At 72.8% G+C, this 3300-nt stretch carries 2 protein-coding genes and 1 pseudogene; all 3 read left to right on the top strand.

The window, feature by feature from the left end; translation table 11 throughout:
* Window positions 1-213 (top strand): annotated as a pseudogene (locus tag LQ222_RS26065) (hypothetical protein); the annotation flags it as partial.
* 5 nt (window positions 214-218) lie between these two features.
* Window positions 219-1040, top strand: a complete 822-nt coding sequence (bcsQ, locus tag LQ222_RS26060; RefSeq protein WP_230169794.1) for a cellulose biosynthesis protein BcsQ — start codon at window positions 219-221, stop codon at window positions 1038-1040.
* Window positions 1037-3300, top strand: a 2264-nt coding sequence (gene bcsA, locus LQ222_RS26055) for a UDP-forming cellulose synthase catalytic subunit (protein WP_230169793.1), incomplete at its 3' end; no start/stop codon positions are given. The genes bcsQ and bcsA, both read left to right, overlap by 4 nt.

The raw sequence follows: 3300 nt of genomic DNA, 5'->3' as shown, positions 1-3300 counted from the left end.
CAAGGGACAGCCGCCATCCCGCTGCCCCTGCCGGCCAGCGCCCAGCAGCCGCAGCCGGTGCCGGCCGCGGTGCCGCCGCCGCCGCACGCGCCGCGCCCGATGGAGTTCCCGCTGATCGCCGCCGCGCTCGGCCGGGCCGCCGCGCCGGATGCCGCAGCGGCGCCGGCGCCGACGCTCGCCTTCCTCGGCCTGCGCGCCGCGCAGGGGCGCTGACCGGCATGGCCCTGATCTGTGTCGCCTCGCCCAAGGGCGGTGTCGGCAAAACCTCCCTCGTCGCCGCCCTGAGCGACGCGCTGCGCCGCACCGGCCGGCGCGTCATCGCCATCGACTGCGACCCGCAGAACGCGCTGCGGCTGCACCTGGGCCTGCCGCTGCACGATACCGCCGGCTTCCTCGCACGCATCGCCGAACGCCCGGATTGGCGCAGCGCGCTGCGCGCCACGCCCGCCGGGCCCGAATTGCTGCCGCATGGGGAGACCGACCTGCGCGGCGCGCTGGCCGCCGCCGCCGCCCTCGCCGCCGACCCGGACCTGCTGGGCGCGCCGATCCGCGCCATGTTGGCCGACCCGTCCGTGCTGGTGCTGGCGGATACGCCGCCCGGGGCCTCCGGCGCGCTGCAGGCGCTGGCGCCGCAGGCCGCGATGCTGCTGGTAGTGCTGCTGGCCGATGCCGCCAGCACCGCCCTGCTGCCCGACATCGAAAGCGGGCGCTTCCTCGGCGGCGGCACGCTGGGCAGCCTGACCGGGCCGCGCCTGCGCATCGTGCTCAACCAGGTCGACCGCCATTCGCGGCTGTCGCTCGCCGCGGCGGAGGGGCTTGCGGGGCATCTCGGCCCCCGGCTGGTCGGCGCCGTGGCGCGCGACGACGCGGTGGCCGAGGCCCTGGCCTGCCAGCGCCCGGTGGTCACCCATGCGCCCTCCAGCCCCGCCGCGCGCGATGTGGCCGACCTTGCCGCCACCATCCTGCGCGACCTGCCGCCGCCGGCGCCCGCCGCGGCGGCGCCGATCGCCTCGCCCCTGTTCCCGTGGATGCGGACATGACCGGCACGCTGATCCTGCGCACGGCCTTCGTACTGGTCGGGCTGGTCGTCGCCTGGGCGGTGATGGTCGCGCCGCTCGCGGCCGAGGACCAGGCGCTGCTGGCGATCGGGGGCATCGTCGCCTTCCTGGTGCTGAACCGCTTCAAGTCGCGGCAGGTGACCATCCTGCTCGCGGTGATCTCCTGCCTGGTGTCGCTGCGCTACATCCATTGGCGCATCGCCGACACCGTCGAGCCCGAAGGCTTCTGGCAGGGCTTCTTCATGGTCGGGCTGGTGCTGGCGGAACTCTATGCCGTCATGGCGCTGCTGCTGGGCTACCTGCAGACGCTCTGGCCGCTCGACCGCAAGCCGGTGCCGCTGCCCGACGACCCGTCCACCTGGCCGAGCGTGGACGTCTATATCCCGACCTACAACGAGGACCTGGAGCTGGTGCGCTCCACCGTGCTGGCGGCGCTGACCATGGACTGGCCGGCCGACAAGCTGCGCGTATGGATCCTGGATGACGGCCGCCGCCCCGAATTCCGCGACTTCGCCGAACAATGCGGCGCCGGCTACATCATCCGCCCCGACAACAAGGGGGCCAAGGCCGGCAACCTGAACCACGCGATGAAGCACACCGAGGGCGAATACATCGCCATCTTCGACTGCGACCACGCGCCGACGCGCGCCTTCCTGCAGATGACGATGGGCTGGATGCTGCGCGACCCGAAGCTCGGCATGCTGCAGACGCCGCATCATTTCTATTCGCTCGACCCGTTCGAGAGGAACCTTTCGAACGGCCGCGACGTGCCCAATGAAGGCCTGATGTTCTACGGCCTGGTGCAGCCGGGCAACGACCTGTGGAACGCGACCTTCTTCTGCGGCTCCTGCGCGGTGCTGCGGCGTAGCGCCATCGAACAGGCCGGCGGCGTGCCGACCGAGACGGTGACCGAGGATTGCCACGCCTCGCTGAAGATGCAGCGGCTGGGCTGGAACACGGCGTATCTGCGCGTGCCGCTGGCCGCGGGCCTGGCCACCGACCGGCTGATGATCCACATCGGCCAGCGCATGCGCTGGGCGCGCGGCATGCTACAGATCCTGCGGATCGACAATCCGCTGACCGGGCGCGGGCTGAACCTGTGGCAGCGGCTTTGCTACTTCAGCGCGATGTTCCACTTCATGTTCGCCATCCCGCGCGTGGTGTTCCTCACCGCGCCGCTGGCCTTCCTGCTGCTGGGGCACAGCGTCATCGCGGCCTCGCCGCTCGCGATCATCGCCTATGCCGGGCCGCACATCTTCCACGCGGTCGCCACCGGGTCGCGCGTGGCGGGCGGCGTGCGGCATTCCTTCTGGTCGGAAATCTACGAGACCGTGCTCGCGCTGTGGCTGGTGCCGGTGACGCTCGCGACGCTGCTCGACCCGCGCAAGGGAAAGTTCAACGTGACCGAGAAAGGCGGGCTGCTGCCCGACGGCTATTTCGACTACCGCGCGGTGTGGCCGAGCCTGGTGCTCGGGGTGCTGCTCGCGCTGGGCGTCGGCGCCGGCATCCACGGCGTCGCGACCAACCCCTGGGGCAGCATCGAGGGCCAGGCCTTCTTGCTGAACGGCATCTGGGCGCTGCTGTGCCTGGTGCCGGTGCTGGCCTCGGTCGCCGCGGGGCGCGAACGGCGGCAGTTGCGCGCGCGCGCACGCATCGAGGTCGCGCTGCCCGCCGTGCTGGTGCTGCCTGACGGGCGGCGCGTGGATGCCCGCACGCACGACCTTTCGCTGGGCGGCGCCGGGCTGGTCGTGGCCCGCATGCCGGAGCTTCCCGAGAACACCGAGCTGCGGGTCGAGATGCCGATGGGCGAGGAGACCATCGTCATCGCCGCGAGCTTCCTGCGCATCGTCGGCGACGAGGTGCAGCTCGCCTTCCTGGCCCGCACCATCGCGGAGGAGACCGCCGTGGTGCGCGCCGTGTTCGGCCGCGCCGATGCCTGGCTCGCCTGGGACCAGCATCGCCCCGACCGCCCGCTGCGCTCGCTGCTGGAAGTGGTGGCGACGGTGGGCGCGGTCTTCACCGGCCGGTCGCAATTGTCCTTCGCCTGGTGGCGCGCGCGGCGCGCACGCCGCGATTCGGTGCGCGCGCCGGTCGCGCCCGTCGCCGTCGAACGGCGGTCGGAAGTGCTGGCGCCGCGCATCGGCGGCGCGCTGCTGGCGCTGCTGCTGTCCGCGACGCCGGCGCTGGCGCAACGCCCGGCCGCGCCGCGCCCGCCGCCCGCCGCCCGTCTCTTATACACAGC

This window comes from Roseomonas sp. CECT 9278 (assembly GCF_918698155.1).
Taxonomy (GTDB): Bacteria; Pseudomonadota; Alphaproteobacteria; order Acetobacterales; family Acetobacteraceae; genus Neoroseomonas.
The sequence above is the reverse complement of the archived record's forward strand: the minus strand, read 5'-3'. Positions and strand labels throughout refer to the sequence as shown.